Raw genomic sequence first — 21,971 nt, 5'->3', positions numbered from 1 at the left:
TTTCAAATTATTACTCGTTTCACCAAATTTTAAGAAAGTTAGAAAAGGCGTTTTTTTGATCAAATCTCACGAAATGTTTATTAAAGGTTTGGTAACAAGAATTGATTTAAATTAATTTTCAGTTAAAAAAAATTTTATGCAAGCATTGTAATTTTTAAGAAATTCTCTCATCTTCGCCCTTGCGTTTAACACAAAATTTACACAAATGAGAAAAAAGAGAAGTTTACTCGTTACCCTTCTCTTATTACTGGGGATGGCCACTGCCTTTGCCCAGGAGATAAGAGTAAGTGGTGTAGTGCGGGCAGCCAATACCGGTGAGACGCTGCCAGGTGCTACCGTAGTAGAAAAAGGCACCAAGAATGCTACAGCCACTAACTTCGACGGACGCTTTGAGATCCGCGTGAAGCAAGGAGCTATCTTGGTGGTAAGCTCGCTCGGTATGCAAACCAGAGAAGTGGCTGCGCAGCCAAACATGGTGATTGATCTGCAGCCTCAGACCCAACAGCTTAAAGAGGTAGTAGTATCAGCCCTCGGCATTGAGCGCGAGCGCAAGGCAGTAGGTTATTCGGTCGAAGAGGTAAAGGGTAATGCCGTGGCAGCTTCAGGTGAGGCAAATATGGTATCAGGCCTTTCTGCTAAGGCTGCTGGTATCCAGGTAATTAACTCCAGTGGTGCCGCTGGTGCTTCAAGTTACATACGTGTGAGAGGTCAGTCTACCTTTACTCAGAATGACAACCAGCCTCTGTTTGTGGTAGACGGAGTTCCCATCAATAACTCTCAACTGCTCACTCAAGACCTAAGAGCTGGTGTAGCACTTTCAAACCGCGCCATAGACATTAATCCAGAGGATATCGAGTCAGTAACTGTACTTAAGGGTGGAGCTGCTGCAGCTCTTTATGGTACTCGTGGAGCTAATGGTGTGATTCTCATTACTACAAAGAAAGGTGCCTTCAACAGACCATTCCAAATCGAATATTCAGGATCTTTTGAAATCATGGAAGTAAATAAGCTTCCAAAGCTTCAGAATGAATATGCTCAGGGATTTGCTGGTCAGCTCCGTTTGTTTGGTCAGCCTCAGTCTCAGTTTTCTTGGGGACCAAAAATTAGCAATTTGGGTTTTCTACCTAATGGTCAGCTTACAGATATTGATTCTCTCATGGTACCTGGTTCTAAAGGTACCGCAAAAGCATATGATCCCTACGTATTTTTCCAGAGAGGAAGCAGAATCAACAACAGTGTGAGTCTGTCAGGAGGTAATGATCGCACATCTTATTCATTATCAGTTGCTAACCTGACCGAAAACGGTGTGATTCCCTTAAATAACTTTCAGCGCACATCTGTTCGTCTTTCCGGTGGAGCACGAGTTTCCAACTCATTAAAGGTTTCAGCTTCAGCGAATTATGTTAATTCAGGAGGCCGCAGAATACAGCAAGGTTCAAACACTTCTGGTTTGATGCTTGGTCTGTTGAGAACTCCACCTTCATTCGATAACTCGAATGGAGCTAAAGATCCGACAGATGAGAAGGCCTTTTTGAATCCAGATGGTACTCAGCGCAGATACTTTACAGGATACGATAACCCTTATTGGACTATAAATAAAAACCCCTTCTTTGATAATGTAAACCGTCTGCAGGGAAATTTCCAGATTGATTATGTGCCGGTAGAGTGGTTGAGTGTAATGTGGAGATTGGGTACTGATTTCTATCAGGATCGTCGTACTCAGATACTTGCACGTCAGTCCAGAACTGCTGTAAACGGTAGACTAATTGAGGACAACTATAAATATCACGAATTGAACAGCGACCTGATTGTCACAGCCAGAAAGAGCTATGAAAGATTAAAAACACAATACCTTGTTGGCTGGAATATCAATCAGCGTTTGCTAGACAACGTATTTGTTCAAGGAGATAACCTTTCTGTAGAAAATTTCTACAATCTCAGCAATGCTTCTACCATCATTGCTTCCCAGGGAATTGATCGCAGAAGAATTGCCGGCTTATTTGGTGAAGTACAGCTTTCCTGGGATGATCAGCACTTTGTGACAATTACAGCCCGGGGTGACCAGGCATCTACCTTCGGTGATGTAAGCAAGGTAATCTTCTATCCATCTGCCAGCTATTCCTGGTTGTTTAGTGAAACCTTTGGTCTGAATGAAGGTCTGATATCCAGAGGTAAATTCAGAGCTTCATGGGCAAGGGTAGGTCTGGAACCATCTTTCGGTTCAAACAGAACTTACTATAGCCGCGCATCAGCTCTCTCTGGCTGGATCGATGGTATTCAGTTTCCCTTCCGTGGTGCAACTGGATTTACTCTTGGAAACACTTTGGGTAATCCTCAGCTTGGACCAGAATTTACCACTACCACAGAATTTGGTATCGACCTTGGTCTGTTAGACAACAAATTGAACGTAGATGTTACATGGTACGATAAGCTTTCAACAGACTTAATTGTAGCAGTTCCTGTTGCTTCTACCTCTGGTTTTGAGCAAATGTTTAAAAACATTGGCCGAATGAGAAACAGAGGTTGGGAAATTTCAGCCAACTATCGCTTATTTGAAAGCAAGGATTGGTCAGCTGACCTTGGTGTGGTATATACCTGGTATCGCAATAAGGTACTTGAACTCGCTCCAGGCGTAGATGTTATTAACCTTCCTTGGGGATTCTTCGGTGCTAACCAGCGTTTGATGGTTGGTGAAGCTTACGGTACACTCTTCGGCGATGACTGGCAGAGAGATGAAAACGGCAATGTTTTGATCGATGCAAATGGTTATCCTATTTATTCTCCAACTGAAGTAAAAGTAGGAGATCCAAACCCCGATTGGTTGATGGGTATCACTGGAGGTGTGAACTACAAGAACTGGTCACTTAATATGGTGTGGGATATTCGCCAGGGAGGTGACATCTGGAATGGTACACGTGGTGCCCTCTACTACTTTGGTACCCATGCTGATGTGGGTGGTGACAGAAATGGCACCTTTGTGTTCAATGATGTAGTAAAAGGCAATAGCGGTGTTTATGCTCCCGGAACAATCATCAATGGTGAAGATGTTTCTGGCAAGCCTAATACAACCCCGATTCCAAATAACCACCTTTCTTATGCAGTTGGTCCACTTTCTAGTTTTACAGGTGCCAGCCGTCCTTTCATTGAAGATGGTTCATGGGTTCGTCTCCGTCAATTGACCCTTGCTTACACCTTCCCAAGCAAAGTGTTTGAGGGCTCCAAGTTCATCAAAGGACTTAGCTTGAACTTTACCGGTAGAAACCTACTGCTCTTCACCAAGTATACCGGTATCGATCCGGAGACCAACCTTTCTGGTGCTACCAACAGCCAGGGTGCTGATTACTTCAATATGCCCAACACCAGAGGTTATATTTTGGGTATAAAAGCTAATTTCTAATTCAAAAAATTTGAGCGATATGAAAAAACTGAATCTTTTACTAACATCACTCCTTGCAGTAGGCCTTACTGTCAGCTGCTCCAAGAAGTGGTTAGAAGATTACACTGAAGATCCTACTCGTCCTTCAGATGTATCAGTACGTGTGCTTCTTCCGAGTGCACAAGTGTCATATGCAATGGCACAAGGGGATGTCTTGCCTCGTATGACATGCTTGTTTATTCAGCAAATGACGGGTACTGACAGACAGTCTCTTGCTCACCAGCGCTATGCACAGATTGGTGAAGGAGACTTCGATCAGACATGGGGTCCGAATGGATACTCAGGTGGTATGAAAGATCTGTCGATAATCATTGAAAAGACAGAAGGCTCTTCGCCAAACTACTCTGGTGTTGCCAAGGTAATGATGGCGATGTATCTTGGATTATTTACTGATGTATGGGGCGATATTCCATACTCAGAAGCCTTTAAAGGTGCTGATAACCTGAATCCAAGATACGACTCTCAGCAGCAGATCTATGCTACCATCCAGACGCTGCTTGATGAGGCAATTGCTGAGCTTCAGAATCCAGTAAGTCCCTTAAAACCGGGTACTGAAGACCTTGTCTTCGGTGGCAATCTGACTCGTTGGATAAAAACTGCCTATTCATTAAAGGCCCGTTACACATTGCATCTGAGCAAAAAGCCGGGATTCAATGCTTCAACAGTGATTTCACTGGCAAATCAAGGTATTTCAGCCAATGCTGATAACGCTCAGATGGTTTTTGCCGGACCGCCCAACACAAATCCCTGGTTTCAGTTCAACACTCAGCGCTTAGCTTATATCACACAAACTGGTACTATGTACAATATGATGAAGGCCAAGAACGATCCGCGAATTCCTTTATATCGTTCAGCTGATTCAGCCACAATGCCTTTCTACGGTGGTCAGACATCTCCACTTCCCTTCATCACCAATCACGAAACTAAGTTCATCATTGCTGAGGCTAAGTTTCGTGCCGGAACTTTCACTCGCCAGGATCTTGTAGATGCAGTGGAAGCTAACATGACTTACCTTGGAGTAGCTTCTGCTGACAGAACCACATACATCAACAACTTGCCTGCTAACCCGACTTTGGCAGACATTATGTATGAAAAGTATGTGGCCATGTTCTCTCACATTGAGGCCTGGACTGACTGGAGAAGAACAGACCTTCCAGCGCTTACTCCAGTATCTGGTGCCAACCTCCCTGCCATTCCTCGTCGTCTGCCTTATCCGGAGTCTGAAAGATTGTACAACGACAACTTTATCAATCTGACCGGAAACGATGCTTTCTTAAAGCGTCATTGGTGGGATGAATAAAGTATACTAAGAAAAAAAGGCCGGCCTCTGGGCCGGCTTTTTTATTTGTATTAGATAGTGGGCTTGATGCGATATAGAAATTTTTTGCCTTAAGCTGACCTGATTTTTAAAGAATATACATTTTAAATTAAAATTCCACCCGGAAAGCTCTGTTGCCTAGTAAGATTACATCTCCATTTTTGAGTTCAGTAGGCTGATTTACGCGTATGTAGGTGGTTTGCAGTGCACTGCGATCTGAAAGCATCCACTTACCGTCTTTGAATTCCAGGGCTGCTTGCTCACGCGAAGTGATGGTCATATTTCCGGGGTCAGTATTGTCGCGGTTTAGGACGATGTTTTCCCCTTCAAACTCTAGGGTAGCCTCCTGTTCGCCTTCTTTGGGTATGCGTACGAGTTTCAGGACATTTCTTTCAAAAAGGGCAATACGTGATGGGTCAATGGTTTTATTAACTTCGAGCTTTTTGGGTTTTGGGCCTTGTGCTGAAATTTCCGGTTGACCCACATTAACAGGTGCTTGAATGGGCTGAGCTTTCGGAGGCGGCTGTTGGCTTACAGGACGGCTGTTGTCCATATCCCAGGGGTCGATGTTGGTTGCGCTTCCCACGACAGTAGCATTGGCCGGCGAAGATGCAGGAGTGTGTAACTGTGCGGAGGTGTCTTCTTCACGTAGGGGATAGTTGCAACGCTTGCAGCGGTGATTGCGAGGCTCGTTTGCATACCCACAATTAGGGCAGCGAACAGGTTTATCGGTCATATGAGTAAAATTTACATATTGGTTTAAGGACTTGGTTGGCGGAATTAAGTTGTCTTCAATTGAAAAGTTGCAACGCTTAAGCGCATAGCCTTTACATCGTTCGTATATCCATAATTGGGGCATCCTTTTGGCTTTTTGTCAGGTCCATCAACTACTGCCATAATTTTCAGAGTTTTGTTTTCTTTTCAAAAATAGCAGTAGAGTCTGGCTGAATAGGTCTTTTTGGTGAATCTATGGGTTTTGTAGTTAAAGTGTCTTTTTGAATAGGTATTGATACAGGTTTTTCGTCGGCTGTAGTATCCTGTACTGGTTTGTTTACCGGAGTGGCCGGAGTTTGACGAACTACAGGAATTTGGTTTGGTCCTGATTGCTGTGGTTTTTCAGGTTGAGAGGGTGTTGGAAGGGTTTGTTGGGAGGGTAAAGAAGGATTTTTAATTACTTGTTCTTCAGACCTATTTTTTAGTGGTGTATCTGCAGGATGTATTACCATTGGTGTATCGACCTTTATGGAGTCGCTATTGTTAGAAGGTGAAATAATTGTCTTCCAAGGCACTAAAATACCTGCAGCAAATACCAGGACTAATACGCCAAACAGTATAATAATTAAAAAACGTTTGTTTTCTTTTGTTTCAGCAGGCTTGGCATGATCCGATTCCTGTTCGCTTTTAATGGTGCGTAGGGAGTTTCGGCGGAAGTCAGCAGGCTTGTCATACATGGTACCTGCCGGTACTTGCACCATTTCAGCCAGAATGAGCGTGACGTTGTCATGAGCACCTTCGGTAAGCGCAGCTTCAATGAGATGGTTGGCTGCGTCTTCAAAGTCGGAATATTGAGTGAGAATATCTTGAATAACAGCATCTTGCAGCATTCCGTGAAGTCCGTCGGTGCAGAGTAGCACCCGGTCGCCAGCTTTCAGCTGTAGAGACGTTACGTCTGGTTTGACCTTTCCAGGTTCACCACCTAGGGACTGGAGGATTATGTTGCCCTGTGGGTGGTAAAAGGCTTCTTCAGGGGTAATCTTGCCGGCATCAACCAATTGCTGTACAAAGGAGTGATCTTTTGTAATCGGTATTAGTGTGCCATTTCGAAAGAGATATGCGCGGCTGTCGCCCACCCAGGATACATAGAGCTGATCGCCCAAAGCTAGTGCTGCCACTAGTGTAGTACCCATTCCGCTTTTTCCTGAATCAAATTGAGCGGCTTCATAAATTTTTTTATTGGCTTCGACGATCGCATTTTTTAGAAAATCAACTGGTTCTGAAGTTTTAGGATCAAAGCGAGAAAAAGCCTCTTTCATATGCATCACTGCCATTTCAGAAGCCACTTCACCGGCATTAGCTCCGCCCATCCCATCAGCCACTACCCACAGAGCTGTACTGTCGGTGATGTCATACAAACGACGGGCATCGAAGTACCAATTCTGATACCGCTGGTCAGGATTTAGTATAAAGTTGTCTTCGTTATGCTCGCGTACCAGCCCTTGATGCGTACGTGCCGTGATGCGATATTTCATGGCAGGTTGGATATTTATTGAGGTATTTGGGAAACGGGTACATAGGTTTCCAGATCTGAAATGCCCCCGGATAAAATACCAACTGCAACCAGTTTATTGTCTTTAATTGCAAATACCGGCCCGCCGGAGTTTCCGGGACTTGTACCTGTGGTGGTAGCCAGAATGGTTCCAATTTTCGAATCAAGGCCATCCTGAGCTACTACCGACATGCTGAACAATGGATTTATTTTTCCTTTATCGATATCGGCACCAAACCCTTTCGGGTATCCCAAAACAATGAGCTCGGAACCAATTTCAAGGCTTCGCGCAAGTTCCCGATCCATCTTGATGATTCCTTTTTCTGGAGTCTGAATATATGCCCAGTCATCGTCATTGAGGTCAGCATCTTTTAACTCGATGATCTGCGGATTCTGGTCATTTCCAATATTGAGTTTAATTATTTTTTCTTTAGCTCTGCCGATTGTAAAGGCTTTTCCGTCAAATTGCATCTTCCGGCCATCAGGAGAAAATACGTAAATAGAAATTTTTATCTCAAAGTCACCGAAGCTAAACGCCCGATTAAAAATAACATCCTCAAAATCAGTGATATTGAATAAAAAAGATGCAATGCAATGTTTTGCAGTCACTAATTTGCCTTCATCCGTCAGAAAACACGTGCAGGAGCCTCCGGATTTAATTGGCTTTCCGTCGGGACTCTTGGATTCATAGATCATGTACATGAAAAAAACATCATTTTTAACCTCATTTACCAGTGCTTTGATGCGCTTTGAGTCGAATGTCGATTGAGAAGCAGGCGGCAGTTGAACAGGCGGTTGAGGTATCGGATTTTTTGGAATGCTGGTGAGCTGTCTTCGCAGGTTATTGATTTGCTCCTGCGAGTACCCCAGTGCAGCCATCAAAGAATCGTTCTGCTCCCTGCTTTGCTTTTCTAATTCAGCTGCACGTTTCATGGCATCAGCCAGCTCCTGCTGAAATTGTTTGTCTTTTAGACTATCCTGCCATATGTAGTAGCCACCTCCACTCAGCGTGAGTAGCAACAATACGGACATTACTGCTAGGGCGGTCTTATACGGTCGCAGGGCTTGCTTGCCAAAGAGCGACAAACGTCGGGTGAGGCTGATTGAGTTGGCCTTGTTGTTCTTCGGTATCAGAAAGGTCATTTTTGGCCCTTCGAGGCTGAGCTGTATCGTGTCGCCGTTTTGCAGATACCAACGATGTTGTACCGGACGGCCGTTGAGTAATGTTGGGTTGCTTTTCGATAGGTGTATGAGTATATATTGATTCCCTTCTTTCTGAATGGCAGCATGCTTACGGCTAACGGTTGGATATTTGTCACTGATGCGGATACCGCAGGAGGAGTCACGCCCGATTTCAATGTAGTTAACTATTACATCTTCTCTGCTGCCGGCTTTATGAAAATCGTCAGATGTCAAAAATTCGAGGCTGAAGTAGTTGGTACTTCCCCCCAAAGCGCTAAAGCCGGCACCAATAGATTGGCGGAATTTGGCTGCTCCGGTCAAGTTTTGTGTAGCTCTTTCCATGGTTTTATTCTTTATATATTCGGTTAATAAGGTTTTCGATTACGTATTCTTCCAATCGGATGTGAAAGCGTTCGAGCCGCTCCTGCACACTGTGAATATAGAGCATAAGTATCAGGCTTAAAAAGAGCGCCACCAACGTGGTATCAAAGGCAATATTGAGCGCTGAAGTTACCTTGGCGATGCCTTCGGGAGTCATAGCCTCATTTGCAAATCCCAGTGACTGAGCGATTCCAATGATTGTACCGATGAAACCCACTGACGGAATGGCCCATGCAGCGTATCGGATATAGCTCTGGCGCGATTCGGCATCGGCCATGTTGATTTTGCTCTGACTGGTGACGATCTCAAGGGCTTCGGAAGTGGATTTGTTGGCACGAAACTTAGTACAGGCCTTTTTGATCATATCGGTCAGAAAGTACTTGCGGTTCTTTTCTTTACCGATCGCTTCCAACTTAATCTGTGCAACATCGGCTGGTGAGAGCACATACTGTTCTTTCTCAGGCAGAAGTCGGAAGGCATAGGCTTTTTCCTCTTCATCTATCTCGCGGCTTATGGCCCATAGTTCCATTACGCCGAAAAAGAAGATGAAGTAGGTGACACCTTGCACAATGCCGGCTGGCAATTCACCACCGAGCAAAACGGCTATGCGTCGTGCTCCTGTGCTTTCGTCGGTGGTAGTGTAAAACAGTGCCAATATGATCATTAGCACTACCGCAGCTGCGGCTGAGATGAGGATGCGGGTAAATCGGTTGTTCATTGTTAATCGAATTTTATTAGGAAACCATTTCCATTTTCCTGCGTCAGGCGTTCGAGAAATTTCACTTTCACCGCGTTGGGGTCGTCGAAAAAGTCTCTGCCAACACCAATGGCATTTACCTGAATATTGCCGGGGTTGCGCTGGCGCATGAAGGCGAGGATTTCTTCCGAAAGTTTGTTGGAGTCGTCGCCCTGCCGGCAGCCCGGCTCTCCGTCGGTCATCAGCACTATGTCGGTCAGGCCGGTATAGGTGTTCATCACATACTCAAGAGCTTCGCGGATGGGTGTACCCCCTTTGGCCTTAAAGGTGCGGATAAACTGACTCAGAGATTCCTTATTTGCTTCAGTCATGGGTTGAAGAGCACCGAAGTTTGCCTTATTGTCACAGTCACCCTGATAGGGAAAGCGCATGACGTCCACATTGTAGGATTCGTCCATAGTGGAAATAAGCATGCGTAGGCCGGCTTTTACAGGGCTAAGTCGGTCTTCGTTGAAGTTGTTACTGATCATACTGCCCGATACGTCCACGACGAAAACGATAGACTTTCCGCGAAAGCTGAAACCACGGGTTGGGATTTTTTTCGGTGGGCAGGTGCTCTGAAGTGTCAGTCCGCAATTGTCCATCCATTGTTTGTACTTTTTCAAGTCTTCTACCTGCGCCTGGAGTTTTTCGACTTGTTCTTTTAGTTGCTGGGTATTTTGCACGGCTTGTTGGAGCTCTTGCTCTACTTTCTGCATCTGCTGCATGATCTGCTGAAGTACTTTTTTATCTACGGAGTTTTCGAGCTGTTGCATCTTTTGTTTCAGGTCTTGCACTTCAAGACCCAGGTCTTTAAGGGCATCGGCGGCATCTTTACTCTTTATATCCATTTTTGGCACGATCACAAAGAGGATAATCACTGCTGCCAGAGCACCGGAGAGCAAGTCCAGAAAGGATATCGAGAACACCTGTATTTCCTTTTTGGCCATGTCAGCGGTTTTTCACAATTACTTTGAGCGTGGTATCACCCAGGGTGATGATGTCGCCTATGTGCAGCTCTACACCTTGTTGGCCAGCTTCTATGCCGTTTACTAAAGTCCCATTTGTGCTGGGTCGGTACTGACCATTGGTCACGTCCATACGCGTTTGTCCATCGCTGATCAGCCACTTCCTTCGCACCCGATCCCGATAGATAGTGGCGTGAAATCTGCTGATGTAGCTTGTGTGATGCTCCACAATGCCGATGTGGTTAGCATTCGGCCATTCAGGATTATACCATCCCACATAGATGGTATCTCCCGTTAGATCAGCCTGGCGGCTCAGGTTGTAAATGCGTCCGGGTTCATCTCCGTGCATAACTTCCAGACCCACAATGTGGTGATCAAAGTGAATCTGCTCAGCATGTATATGGTCTGAGGCATTCAGCATTTCGAGGAGTTCGTTGGTGCTTTGAGCACGCTTTTTATAATCATGATGAAGAGATTTTTCAAAAATTTCAATCCAGTGCGCAGGGATATCAGGCAGGTACTTTCGGGCGTCGTCCCATTGGCCTTTGTTGGCGCGAAGCACATAAGGGCCGATGTGGTCTTCACTCTCCAGCAGACCAAAGGGCAGCCTGCCGGTAAGGATTTCGTAAAACGTCGCCCCGAACGAAAACAAATCCGTTGCCGGGCTCATGGCTTTGAATGAAATCTTTTGATTGAGCTGCTCCGGTGGCATATATGCATAGGTGCCAAAGACTGCTTCAGCGTGACCAAGAAAGTTTCGGCGTGTCATACGTGCATTCTGAAAGCCGGCAATTCCAAAATCCGTCAGTTTGGCATTGCCTTCAGCATCCATCAGGATGTTTACCGGCTTTAAGTCACGGTGTATTACACCATTTTCGTGCAAGGCTTTTAATCCCATTAGGCATTGTAAGGCAAGGTGGTCCACCTCGTCGTACGATGTGTAGTTTGCTACAATTTTTTCAAGTGAACCACCTGGGCAAAACTCCATGACCATATACGGATTTCCACGGTGTTCGCCTTTGTCGAGCGACCTGACCAGGTACGGACTGTCAATCTGCCCACAGGTGTATTCGCGCTCAAACCGTTGCCCGAAGGTCTTACGCTCTTCGGGCATCAGCTCCCAGAATTTCATGATTTTCAGGGCTATTGATGTGCCTGAATGTGTGTCTTGAGCTTTTACTACGATACCAAAGGTGCCTTCACCCAGGAATTTTTCAACCTGATAACGGTCGATGAGATCACCTTCATAAATAAACACCTTTTCAGGCACAATAGTCATACGGAGTACTTTGCACACAAAACTTTTTAAAGTCCTTCACGCATTACTTCATACAAATGCCGTATTTTTTAAAAAAAAACAACAGAAGCTTAAATCATTGTCTCGTATTTGGTTAAAAAGTCCTTTATATAAGAAATTTGCAGAAATTTTCGGGGATGCAGAAGAAAATCGTTCTGCTTGGTTACATGGGTTCAGGAAAGACGACCATCGGCCGAATCCTTGCTAACGAGTTAAGACTTCCCTTTTGGGATCTGGACGAGGTCATCGGCCAGATGTTTGGTATGACAGTACCTTACATGATACAGAAGAAAGGGGAAATCTTCTTTAGAGAGTGCGAGCAAAAGGCGCTTAATGTCGTTCTGCAAAATCCCTCTTATATCCTTGCATCTGGAGGAGGTACTCCTTGTTATTACGACAATATCGATGTTATTAACGCGCATTCTACTAGCATATACTTTCAGTGTTCGCCTACTACGCTAAGCCAGCGACTCTTACCAGAAAAGCAAAATCGCCCTTTAATTGCTGATATAGAAGACAAATTTCTCCCTGAATACATTGCGAAACATCTATTTGAGCGCACTCCTTTTTACGAGAAGGCACATATTACCATTGATGCCAATAGAGAAATGAACTCCATTGTGAGCGAATTGCTTGAAAAGCTAAGTGTTTATCAATAATAATCGCATTAGACCTTATTCATATCCCATATAAAAGGTATTTTGTTTGGGCGTCACACAGAGCACCTCAATCGGGGAGTCGGCTCTATATAAATCTCTTGCAATTTCTACCTAATAGCGCCATTGGTTTTTTGCCGAAGCATGCTCAAATTTAAAAAAGTTAAGAACATTCGGGCTTCCAACGGCGATAGCGCATGAAGGTCTTGCGTTGCTTCACTTGGCGGAGGAGTTTTTTCTGCTCTTCGAGTGGAAGATGAATGACCTCTTGGCAGGCAGGAGAGCAGGTGCCTTCATACTCGCGAGCGCAGTCTTCGCACTGAATGAAGAGGATGTTGCAGGCCTTGTTTGCACAGTTGCGATGTGTATCACAAGGTTTGCCGCACTGGTGGCAGGTGGCTATAATGTCGGGGCTGATGTGCTCGCCCAGGCGATTGTCGAAGACGAAGTTTTTGCCGAGGAAGCGGTTTTCGAGGCCTTCTTCTTTTACCTGGCGATAGTAGTCGATGATGCCGCCGTGCAGCTGGTTTACGTTTTTGAAGCCGTGGTGGCGGAGGTAGGCTGAGGCCTTTTCGCAGCGAATGCCTCCGGTGCAGTAGAGCAATATAGGGTCGTCTTCACAGCCGCGCAGCATATTGAGTACCTCCGGCAGCTCTTCGCGAAAGGTTTCGGCCTGTGGCAGGAGTGCTCCTTCGAAATGGCCAACTTCGCTCTCGTAAAAATTGCGCATGTCCACAATTTTTACATTGGGCAGCTTCATCATTTCATTCCACTCTCGGGCGGTGAGGTGACGGCCTACGTTGGTCACGTCGTATTCATTTTCGTTCAGGCCATCGGCTACTATTTTTTTGCGAACTTTTACGGTGAGCTTGATAAAGGATTTGTTGTCGTGTTCTATTGCAATTTTGAAGGGAATGTTTTCGAATTCGGGTATGGCGTAAAGTTCTTGTTTAAACTGATCGAAGTGATGCTCTGGCACGTTCATCTGAGCATTGATTCCTTCGCGGGCAACGTAGATGCGACCTAGACAGTTGAGCCGGCTCCACATTTCGAAGAGTCGATCGCGCATCTGGTCAGGATTGTCGATGATTACGTAGCGGTAAAAAGAGAGCGTGATGCGACGAAAGGTTTCGCTCTCAAGTTTTTTCAGGAGCTCCTCGCGGCTTAGGCGATTTACAAGTCTTGCTTTCTTGTGTGCGTTGGGATCCATATTCTTATGGCTATCAACAGAGTGGTTGCAAAAATATAGGTTCAAAAGGCTAAGGTTTTATGACAATTATAAACAGAAATTATAAACAGTTAAATTATTGAGTAAACAGGTTTGAGTTTTGGTTTTTATTGATTGCTGGCAAGGGGTTTTGATTCGTTTTGAGCAGCTGTCGGGGCTATATTGTAGGAGTCGAGTTGCTTTCGGGGGCGGGTGATAGTTTTTAGATATTCAGCCTTATACTTGTCGTCCATGGGCTTGGCTACTGGCAGATCGATGGAGAGGGGATCGACTTGTTTGCCGTTTTTCCAGAATCGATAGCATACGTGCGGGCCGGTGGCCAGGCCTGTACTCCCCACATAACCTATGACATCGCCTTGCTTTACGCGTGAGCCAACGCGCAGGCCCGGTTGAAAGCGGCTCATGTGTAGGTACTGGGTAGAATAGGTCTGATTGTGCTTCACTTTTACGTAGTTGCCATTTCCGGCGGTGTAGCCCATTGCTTCAATTGTACCGTCGGCGGTGGTCATGATAGGTGTGCCATGTGGAGCAGCATAATCGGTGCCTAAATGGGGACGCGTGGTCTTGAGTACGGGGTGAAATCGGCGGAGATTGTAACGAGAGGTGATGCGAAAAAAATTGAGGGGTGCTTTTAAGAAAAAGCTCCTGAGGGCTTCAGCTTGTTCGTTGTAGTAGCCGTCAATGGCTCCATCGGCTGAGCGGTAGTAAAAGCCATAGTGAGGCTTGTTTTTGTGGTAGAGTACGGCGGCTAAGATTCTTCCGGTACCCATTGGAATGCTGTCGTCCACCATACGCTGCTCATAGATAAGCTTTATAGAGTCGTTGGGCTGAATTTTAAAGAAGTCGATAGACCAAGAGTAAAGGTCGGCTAAACGCACAACCACAGTAGCAGGTACACCTTGATCAACAAGGTCTTGATACAGAGAGCTTTGAATGATGGCACCTATGGTGCGTTGAGAAGTTTCTACCTGTTTTAGCTCTTGGTAGGCGTACAGGCTGTCGGTAAGTCGCATTACCACTTTTTTAGCCGGATTCACTTCATACACAGCATACGTGGGAAGGCTATCAGCTCTACTAACGAAAACGCGAATGGCTTGACCGGGAATGATTTCTGCCGGTCGAAGGTATTTCATGGCAAGCATTGATACGCGCTGCGCTGTGGCCTCATCGATGTTAGCTCGGGTAAGAGCCTTTGGCAATATGTCGCCCGAACGGATGATGAGAGTAGCGGTATCGTATTCGGAAAGTGAAAGGCCGTGAAAAAAGATTTCTGGTTCCTCAGCGATTTCTTCCACTTCGGCTTCTTCAGAAGTTGAGATTTTATTGATGATGAGTTTAAAAGAGATCAGCGCGAATAAGAAAAGAAGTATTACAGCGGTTTGTTTAAGGACTTTTTTATTCAACGGAGGTTGTGGTTTTTATTTGGTATTTAATCGATTTGATGCGTGGCGAATTGTTTTTTCACCCACGATTTTCCCCATTCTTCGATTTCGGTTTGCGACCAAAGTTCGGGATAAAAAATGCGTTTTTGAAAGCGGGGCGGCAGGTATTTCTGCCAGTTGGTGCCTCCAGTTGCGGCTATGTCATCGGGTCGGCGGGCCAGGTAGGTCACGGCTGATTTGAAGTGTTGAAGAGGCCAGTTGACATTTACATTCAGGTCAAAAGTGCGGTAGAGGTTTTTTAGCTCCTCGTCAGCGTGACCGAGAGTCTGAAGGCGGAGATAGTGATCCCACAGGGTACGACCCACAAAGGACTTAGCCATTCGGATGAGCTTAGAACTGTATTTATCTTCGAATTGGCGGAGGGTAAGCGTCTTTTCGCCGGTGGCTTCTACAATGGCTCCTTTTTTCCAATATATGTGTTCGTACATCTCTTCTATGGGGGCGTTTTTTGAAGCCAATTGCTCTCGATAATCTTTATCCACAAGGCGAATGAAGTGTGTAGCCCCGATCTCGATCATCCGATACTGAGCACTTTGGAAGCCGCTGGCCGGAATTAATGAAAGGCGGAATTTTAAAAATTGCTCGCGCTCCATGCCTTCGTTCATAATTTCGAATGAGTGCGTCAGTGCATCGAAATAGCGATTCATGCGCTGGAGGCGCATTTTTACTTCTGCTAAGGAAGCATCAGGTGTATTGGCTAACTTATCAATTTCGTGAAGAGTAAGTTTGAAATATAGCTCTGTAATCTGGTGGTACATGATGAAGATGGGCTCATCGTGTAGCGGGGTCCGTGGATTTTGGAGACTCAGCAGCGTATCGAGGTGGATGTAGTTCCAGTAGGTGAGATAGTCGGCATAGAGCAAACCATCGAGAAAGGCTATGAGGTCTTGTCCACTAGCTTTGTACTTGGCTGATAGCTTTTCGATGCGCTCGACCAGTTCAGGGCTAAAATCCATAGAAACAAACAGGCTTCAGTTTCTGCAAAGGTAGGTTTCACACTTGGAAAACATCCTGATAAAAGGCAGTTAATACAGCTCATTTTTAAGGATTTGATGAATTAACTCAACGTTTAGAATCAATTGGATATTGGTGAAAATTAATCTACAATAACTAAAATAAAAAATGCGCTGAAAGCTTCAAGCTAACAGCGCATTAGGCACTTTTTTAGTATGCTTTTACTAGAATAATACAGATTCTCTGTGTTGGGTAATGTCGAGCCCGTCTATTTCCTGAGCTTCAGTTACGCGCATAGGTATGATGCGTTCGGTGAGCTTGTAGAGCAGCCAAGAAACTCCAAAAACGAAAGCGATCACCACCACAAGTGAAGCTAAATGTGCAAAAAACAGCATTGTAGATCCGGTAATCAGCCCGCCTTCACGAGCAAAAACAGCAGTGAAAATCATCCCCGAAATGCCACCAACACCATGGCAAGGGAAAACATCGAGCGTATCGTCGAGCGATGAGCGCTCTCGCCTCCGAACGGCATAGTTGCTAATGATGGCGGATGTAAAACCTATAAATAGCGATGCACCGTAACCCACAAAGCCAGCCGCTGGGGTGATGGCTACCAGTCCTACCACTGCTCCGATACAAGCGCCCAGAGCACTGATTTTTCGACCTCTGTAAACATCGGTGAGTACCCAGCCTATCAATGCCGATGCGCTAGCAAGATGTGTGTTTATAAATGCATCTACTGCCAAAGCATTAGCGCCCAGGGCAGAGCCTGAATTGAAGCCGAACCAGCCAAACCACAGCAAGCCCGTGCCCAGAATTACATAGGGAATGTTGATAGGTGCAGGTGTAGTGTCGCGTCTGGGTCCCATGTGAATAGCGCCGGCTAATGCGGCAACACCCGCTGATATGTGTACTACTGTGCCACCGGCAAAATCGAGCACTCCCCATTTTGCCAAAAAGCCGTCGGGATGCCAGGTCCAATGTGCCAGAGGGCAATACACCAGCAGTGAAAACAGCATCATAAAGACCAAATACGCCCAGAACCGAATGCGCTCAGCAAAGCTACCTGTGATTAGCGCTGGCGTAATGATAGCAAACTTCATTTGAAAGGCTGCAAAAAGTACAAACGGCAATCCGCTGCCCAACACCGGATGCTGCTCGGTGCCTACATTTCTAAAGAAAGCGTAGGTAAAGGGATTGCCGATGAATCCTCCAATGGAATCGCCAAATGCCAGGCTAAAGCCTACTGCGTACCACAAAAAGGTAATTACACCGAGAGCCATAAAACTTTGCAGTAGGGTAGAAATGATGTTTTTGGGTCTTACCATACCGCCGTAAAAGAAGGAAAGTCCCGGAGTCATTAGCAGAACTAATCCTGCAGAAGTGATCATCCAAGCCAAATCGCCTGTAGTGGCAGTGTATTCTCCCTCAGGATGTGGTGTTGGGAGTATGGCAGCCAATGCAGCAATGGTGAAAAGGAGAAACACGATGCTGCGCACAACTAAAAGTTTTCTTTTTTCTGACATAGTCAAGGGGTCTTTCTTGCAATGGCAATATTAATAGCAATCTGTAATTAACGCAATAAAATATGCAAGTACCCCCTTAAAAATTCAGCAAATAACCAAAAAATATCATTTAAAATACGATATACCCCCAATTAAATAGGGGGTGATGTGAAAAAAAAGGTATTGATTGAAGTTCGAGTTTTAAAAAAAAGAATCGAAAAACTTTCTTCATTTCACTTGTCGAGCGCTGATAGATGGAAGAAAATAACCGTCCGTCGGCCCTACTTAATTTGCAGCTGTTAGGATAACCAAACATTTGAGGTAGAATTTTTTAAGTTATTGATTACCAATAAGAAAATAAAATTTTAATCGAATGAGCAGAAGAAAATTTCCGAATTATGATTTTTTAAACCGCGTAAAAACTATGCTGGCCGTGAAACCATAATTGCTCATGGGTAGCACATAATCGCGCCAGTTGGTGTAATCTGGATATCTGAACCTTTCGAAAGTAAACATGTAATAAGGTCGAATCTCAATGAATCGCCAGCGCAGTATAAGGCTGAGATTCAAGCCATCGTGTATAGGTCCTTTCCAATACAAAAGCTCTATGGTTTCAACATAATCGACCCATTTTCCATTTTCAAATTCATCTCTGGCGTAAAACTTTTTTTGCCAGTGTACATTTCCAAAGTTGTAGTGGATGCCGAAGCGCAGAAAAGATCCAACTCCTCCAAAAACGAAGCCCACCGAGTGGCAACCGTACCGCATCCGGTATTGACCTATCAAATTTCGATCTGGAAAATAGGCCTCATTGCTGTAGTTGCGCTTGCGATAATAGTTGTATTCAATCGATACCGGTATTCCATTGCCAAAATCATCGCCGAAATTCATGCGTAATCCCCAAAAATAACCTGTACCTACTGAAGATAGGGCAAATTCTCCTTGACCAGGATAGGTTTGTTGATAGCCTCTGTTCACTGATTGAAAGTGTTCGGGAATTTCCTTAAGTATTGGCATGTTATAGCCAATGTAAAAGTCCAAAAGCTTTTGACCTGATACTAAGATACTTGCAAATAATGCAAGAATCGAAAGACGGACCCGAAGCATTTTTTTGAAAGAATATTTACAAACTTCTGAGTGTAGTCAATGGGAGTTACTACTGCATATGCTGTATTGTTAAGAGTTCTGCTTATTGATATTCCTTAACAAACCAGAATAGGAGCATCGAGTTACTTTTGAGCCCAGCAGATGCTTTTTTCATGAAAATACTAAAAAAATATTGGCAGGCGTTAATAACTCCTCTTTTATTATGGGCATCCTGGCCTGATCAAGGTTTTCCGCTGCTCATGTTTGTAGCATTTGTACCCTCACTATGGTTGTTTGAAAACATTTCGGATGCGGAGTCTAAAAAATATAGGGCCTTTAGGGTTTGGTTTGTGATGTATGTGGCTTTCGCTCTATTTAACTTATTCGTCACCAGCTGGATATGGAATGCCCATTGGAGTGGGGTAGTGGCAGTATGCACTTTCAATGCAGGACTGATGGCGCTTGTGTTTTTGGCAGCTCACAAAGTAAGACATGTACTTGGGCCAAAAAGGGGATGGATCGCTTTGGTGGCGTTTTGGTTGGCTTTTGAAAATTTTCATCAGGACTGGGAAATGAGCTGGCCCTGGCTCACGCTTGGAAATGCATTTGCGCATCATCCTGAATGGGTACAGTGGTACGACATTACCAGTGTTTCGGGCGGAACTCTTTGGATCTGGATTGTGAATATTCTCATTTACAAGGTGTTAAAACAGTTTCTTAACAAATCAGTACCTTTTCGTCGGTTGGCGTTCAGCTACATTAGCATTGTGCTTTGGATAGGTCTTCCGATTGTTTACAGCCTCTATAAATACAACACCTATATTGACAATCCGGTCGGAAGTACGCGTGTGGTGATCGTTCAGCCAAATTTTGATGCTTACACCGAAAAATTTGATTTGCCTCAAACGTTTCAAATTCAGAGGTTTATTGAGTTGGCACAATCTAAAATGGACAGCTCCACCGAATGGGTAATCGGTCCGGAGACCATGCTGCCCGAGCCTGTCGAAGAGAGTGCCGCGATGTATCACCCCGATTATCAGTTGCTTAATGCTTTTAAAGAGCAATATCCTCGAGTTAATCTATTGTTAGGTGCTTCTACCTACGCGAGTTATACAGATCCGGCGAAGGTTACTCCAACTGCTCGCAAATACACTAATGCCGAAGCTTGGTACGACGTCTTTAATGCTGCAGCCTTTTTTGGTGAGGTATATAAGCCGAAATTTTACCACAAGTCGAAGCTCGTGGTAGGTGTAGAGCACTTTCCTTTTTCCACCGTGCTCAAGCCATTGCTTGAGCATGCAGTGGGCTCTTTTGGCGGCACTACCGGCACGCATGGCATCCAGAAAGAGCGCACGGTATTTCTGCATTCGGTCAATGGCTCAGGCACATCTTCTGTCATTTGCTTTGAATCTGTTTTTCCAGAGTTTGTTAGCCTTTTCGTTAAAAACGGAGCGAATTTTATATCCATCATCACCAATGACGATTGGTGGGGAAACACTACCGGCCATCGACAGCATCTGCACTACGCCCGCCTGCGGGCGGTAGAAAATCGCCGTTGGATAGCCCGAAGTGCCAACACCGGAGTATCAGCCGTGATCAACTCCCGAGGCGATATACTGCAATCCCTTTCTTATAAAACTGCTGGAGCTCTGGCTGCAGACATTCCTTTGCTCACTGAACAGACCTTCTTTACGGCTACAGGCGATGTGATTTCGCGTGTATCGTGGTTTCTTTCCGGCTTTTTGGCCTTATATGCCTTGGCTTTTGCGTTAAGAAAGAAAAAAATAGAAACTTGATGTCGAACAGTCGAAAGTTTATTCGGTTTAAAAAAAGTACTATCGTTTATCCAAATGTCTAATTTTCAAAGAATCAAACTTTTTCCACTTCGACTATTTCTGCTGCCCGGCGAGTCAGCCGATTTACACATTTATGAAGAGCGCTATAAACAACTGCTAAAAGATTCATTGAAAGGAGATCGACACTTTGGCATCGTGCTGGCGAGCCCGCTCAATACCAGAAATCTAGGAAGTCTGGTCGAAATCATCGATGTTATAAAGCGCTATCCAAGTGGTGAAGCCGACATCATCGTGAAGTGTAAAGAACTGTTTTACTTAAAAAAATTTATTTCTTCATACGATGCTGACAGCTTATATCCTGGTGGGCTGGTAGAGGAGCTGCTCTTTGACGATTACTTGTGTCCGAAGTCTCTGCTATTTGAATTTGAGCAATACAAAGAAATTCGAGATGAGCAATATCACTTTGTTGATACCATCACATTACACCAGTTGGCCCTTAAACTGCCGATGAGCGAAGCTGAAAAAATTGAATATGTCAAATGCTCTACCTTCGATTCGCGCGTTTCTTACTTGAAGAGTTTTATAAAATATCTGAAGCTTATTGAAATTCAAGAAAAAAACACATTTCACTCCATTTATTTAAATTAGTTGGTATATTAGCTGTTTGTTAAAATATCTTAAAGTGTTTCTTCACATCCAAAACGGCATCGAAATACAGCATTCAGCTCAGTTTGTTGCTCGGCTTAAGACGCATCTTGGGCCTGTGTTTGTTTTTAATCAAAAAATTGTGATCCGGAATTACAATGACTTTCCTTTATTGCTCACCAATCGGCATTGGGAAATAAAGGATCTCTATTGGCAGTCAAGCGAGCTATCCGGCGAGGGTTTTACAGGGCAGGTGCCTTTAATCTTGCCAAATTCATCGTTCTCCTACTCTACATTGTTGCATTTCAGAAGTTTCATTGGAAAAATTAAAGGATACTACACCTTGATATCTTCGGAAGATTCCCGGCTCTTTAAAATTGAATTTCCTGAATTTCAACTAATAGCCAGTCATATCTTAAATTGATAAAGAATGAAGTTGGCACTGAGTCTGGTGTTTTACTACTTCATGCATTCGCTTTTGGCAGCACCGGCAGTAAAGAAATTTTTAACTCACCGACTTTCTTTAAAGAATTACCGACTTTTGTATTCGCTCACATCGGTTATACTGTTAGCTATTCCAGTGATTTTTTATCTTAATAGTCCGTCCAATATTTATTTAAACACGGGCATTGCCGGCCGATTGGTATTATTGACGTTGGCTTTGCTTTCGTATCGGGTATTCGTTCTTTCATTTCGCAGGGTGCGCCTTTCTGAATTTTTAGGCTTGCAACCGACAGAAAACAATCAATTGATCGTAACCGGCATATACCGTCACCTCCGGCATCCATTGTATTTTGCTACCATTTCGCTTTTAGCGGGATTGTTTGCAGCAGTTCCATCAGAAAAAAACCTCATTTTACTCTCCATCACATCTACATATGTCATTATAGGTGCAATGCTGGAGGAGGGTCGATTGATTCAGGAATTCGGCGACAAATATGTTGCCTACCGCAGACAAACGCCCATGCTTCTGCCTAACGATCCCTTTGGATTCTTGCGCTTTGTGATAAGAAACCCTTAAGCCCATTAATCTTAAGTATAGGCTACTTTTGCGGCTTACAAGAAGGAATTCGAC

18 protein-coding genes are annotated in these 21,971 nt (G+C 44.6%); 7 read left to right on the top strand and 11 right to left on the bottom strand.

Features of this window, described 5'->3' with window-relative positions; genetic code table 11:
• Positions 1 to 205 precede the first annotated feature (205 nt).
• Together ACK4EX_RS00815 and ACK4EX_RS00810 are read left to right on the top strand one after the other, a co-directional pair.
• Positions 206 to 3,397 carry a SusC/RagA family TonB-linked outer membrane protein gene (locus ACK4EX_RS00815; RefSeq protein WP_409768814.1) on the top strand — a complete coding sequence of 1,064 codons (3,192 nt, stop codon included), beginning with the start codon at positions 206 to 208 and terminating at the stop codon, positions 3,395 to 3,397.
• Positions 3,398 to 3,416: 19 nt separating this feature from the next.
• Positions 3,417 to 4,736 carry a SusD/RagB family nutrient-binding outer membrane lipoprotein gene (locus tag ACK4EX_RS00810; protein ID WP_409768811.1) on the top strand — a complete coding sequence of 440 codons (1,320 nt, stop codon included), beginning with the start codon at positions 3,417 to 3,419 and terminating at the stop codon, positions 4,734 to 4,736.
• Between the two features lie 127 nt (positions 4,737 to 4,863).
• On the opposite strand, the gene ACK4EX_RS00805 is transcribed toward ACK4EX_RS00810, so the two are convergent.
• From ACK4EX_RS00805 to ACK4EX_RS00780, 6 genes are read right to left on the bottom strand one after another with little or no spacing between them, the layout of a single operon-like run.
• Positions 4,864 to 5,613, bottom strand: a complete 750-nt coding sequence (locus ACK4EX_RS00805) for an FHA domain-containing protein (protein ID WP_409768808.1) — start codon at positions 5,611 to 5,613, stop codon at positions 4,864 to 4,866.
• Positions 5,614 to 5,656: 43 nt separating this feature from the next.
• Positions 5,657 to 7,003 carry a Stp1/IreP family PP2C-type Ser/Thr phosphatase gene (locus tag ACK4EX_RS00800; protein ID WP_409768805.1) on the bottom strand — a complete coding sequence of 449 codons (1,347 nt, stop codon included), beginning with the start codon at positions 7,001 to 7,003 and terminating at the stop codon, positions 5,657 to 5,659.
• Between the two features lie 14 nt (positions 7,004 to 7,017).
• The gene (locus tag ACK4EX_RS00795; RefSeq protein ID WP_409768802.1) at positions 7,018 to 8,544 is read right to left on the bottom strand and encodes an FHA domain-containing protein; all 1,527 of its coding nucleotides are present in this window, start codon (positions 8,542 to 8,544) and stop codon (positions 7,018 to 7,020) included.
• Positions 8,545 to 8,548: 4 nt separating this feature from the next.
• On the bottom strand, positions 8,549 to 9,301 hold the full coding sequence (locus tag ACK4EX_RS00790) for a MotA/TolQ/ExbB proton channel family protein (protein WP_409768799.1): 753 nt from the start codon (positions 9,299 to 9,301) through the stop codon (positions 8,549 to 8,551).
• 2 nt (positions 9,302 to 9,303) lie between these two features.
• The gene (locus ACK4EX_RS00785) at positions 9,304 to 10,269 is read right to left on the bottom strand and encodes a VWA domain-containing protein (protein ID WP_409768796.1); all 966 of its coding nucleotides are present in this window, start codon (positions 10,267 to 10,269) and stop codon (positions 9,304 to 9,306) included.
• Position 10,270: 1 nt separating this feature from the next.
• On the bottom strand, positions 10,271 to 11,566 hold the full coding sequence (locus ACK4EX_RS00780; protein WP_409768793.1) for a protein kinase domain-containing protein: 1,296 nt from the start codon (positions 11,564 to 11,566) through the stop codon (positions 10,271 to 10,273).
• 155 nt (positions 11,567 to 11,721) lie between these two features.
• On the opposite strand from ACK4EX_RS00780, the gene ACK4EX_RS00775 reads away from it, so the two are divergent.
• The gene (locus ACK4EX_RS00775; protein ID WP_409768790.1) at positions 11,722 to 12,243 is read left to right on the top strand and encodes a shikimate kinase; all 522 of its coding nucleotides are present in this window, start codon (positions 11,722 to 11,724) and stop codon (positions 12,241 to 12,243) included.
• A gap of 160 nt (positions 12,244 to 12,403) precedes the next feature.
• Here ACK4EX_RS00775 and ACK4EX_RS00770 read toward each other — a convergent pair whose 3' ends face one another.
• The 5 genes from ACK4EX_RS00770 to ACK4EX_RS00750 form a co-directional block, all read right to left on the bottom strand.
• Entirely contained in the window at positions 12,404 to 13,450 is a 1,047-nt protein-coding gene (locus ACK4EX_RS00770) for a rhodanese-related sulfurtransferase (protein WP_409768787.1), read from the bottom strand.
• A 125-nt stretch (positions 13,451 to 13,575) separates the two neighbouring features.
• Positions 13,576 to 14,871 (bottom strand): M23 family metallopeptidase, encoded by a 1,296-nt coding sequence (locus ACK4EX_RS00765; RefSeq protein WP_409768784.1) that lies wholly within the window; start codon positions 14,869 to 14,871, stop codon positions 13,576 to 13,578.
• A 26-nt stretch (positions 14,872 to 14,897) separates the two neighbouring features.
• Positions 14,898 to 15,866 (bottom strand): tryptophan 2,3-dioxygenase family protein, encoded by a 969-nt coding sequence (locus ACK4EX_RS00760; RefSeq protein WP_409768781.1) that lies wholly within the window; start codon positions 15,864 to 15,866, stop codon positions 14,898 to 14,900.
• A gap of 222 nt (positions 15,867 to 16,088) precedes the next feature.
• The gene (locus ACK4EX_RS00755; protein WP_409768778.1) at positions 16,089 to 17,390 is read right to left on the bottom strand and encodes an ammonium transporter; all 1,302 of its coding nucleotides are present in this window, start codon (positions 17,388 to 17,390) and stop codon (positions 16,089 to 16,091) included.
• Positions 17,391 to 17,765: 375 nt separating this feature from the next.
• Positions 17,766 to 18,386: a hypothetical protein gene (locus ACK4EX_RS00750; RefSeq protein ID WP_409768775.1), complete on the bottom strand. Its 621-nt coding sequence runs from the start codon at positions 18,384 to 18,386 to the stop codon at positions 17,766 to 17,768.
• A 242-nt stretch (positions 18,387 to 18,628) separates the two neighbouring features.
• On the opposite strand from ACK4EX_RS00750, the gene lnt reads away from it, so the two are divergent.
• Genes lnt through ACK4EX_RS00730 form a run of 4 tightly spaced genes read left to right on the top strand, consistent with a single transcriptional unit; the run spans position 18,629 to position 21,917 of the window.
• Complete coding sequence (gene lnt, locus ACK4EX_RS00745; RefSeq protein WP_409768772.1) at positions 18,629 to 20,251, top strand: apolipoprotein N-acyltransferase; 1,623 nt, start codon at positions 18,629 to 18,631, stop codon at positions 20,249 to 20,251.
• A 54-nt stretch (positions 20,252 to 20,305) separates the two neighbouring features.
• Positions 20,306 to 20,899 carry an LON peptidase substrate-binding domain-containing protein gene (locus ACK4EX_RS00740; protein WP_409768769.1) on the top strand — a complete coding sequence of 198 codons (594 nt, stop codon included), beginning with the start codon at positions 20,306 to 20,308 and terminating at the stop codon, positions 20,897 to 20,899.
• Between the two features lie 34 nt (positions 20,900 to 20,933).
• Positions 20,934 to 21,320, top strand: a complete 387-nt coding sequence (locus ACK4EX_RS00735) for an ApaG domain (RefSeq protein WP_409768766.1) — start codon at positions 20,934 to 20,936, stop codon at positions 21,318 to 21,320.
• Between the two features lie 6 nt (positions 21,321 to 21,326).
• A complete protein-coding gene (locus tag ACK4EX_RS00730) occupies positions 21,327 to 21,917 on the top strand; it encodes an NnrU family protein (RefSeq protein ID WP_409768763.1) in 591 nt (196 codons plus the stop codon).
• The last annotated feature ends 54 nt before the right edge of the window (positions 21,918 to 21,971 follow it).

Origin of the sequence: Thermaurantimonas sp. (assembly GCF_046299575.1) — a bacterium.
In the GTDB taxonomy this organism is placed as follows: domain Bacteria; phylum Bacteroidota; class Bacteroidia; order Flavobacteriales; family Schleiferiaceae; genus Thermaurantimonas.
Note: the sequence above shows the minus strand (reverse complement) of the source record. Positions and strands in the feature narration are given on the sequence as shown.